A 272-nucleotide genomic window follows, 5' to 3' on the forward strand; every position below is an offset into this window, starting at 1 on the left:
GGTGTGGATCGCGGTCGCGGCCGTGTTCCTGTTCCAGTTGTTCAAGCCGTGGCTGATGCGCGCGAAAGCGGTCGTGAAGCTGCCGGCGGCGCCGACGATGGGCGCGCGGCAGCAGCGCGTGATCATCTGGGTGCTGCTCGCGGTCGGCCTCGTGTGGCCGTTCTTCGGCTCGCGCGGCGCGGTGGACGTCGCGACGCTCGCGCTGATCTACGTGATCCTCGGCCTCGGGCTGAACATCGTGGTCGGTTTCGCGGGGCTGCTGGATCTCGGCT

The 272-nt window shown here is 69.1% G+C and carries 1 protein-coding gene; it reads left to right on the plus strand.

What is annotated here, in order from left to right; all coding sequences use genetic code 11:
- On the plus strand, positions 1–272 hold a 272-nt coding region (locus tag AAEZ05_RS28695; protein WP_350649987.1), incomplete at both ends, for a DUF3382 domain-containing protein.

The sequence above is a fragment of the Pseudomonas sp. HY13-MNA-CIBAN-0226 genome (assembly GCF_040310305.1).
Taxonomy (GTDB): domain Bacteria; phylum Pseudomonadota; class Gammaproteobacteria; order Pseudomonadales; family Pseudomonadaceae; genus Aquipseudomonas; species Aquipseudomonas gregormendelii.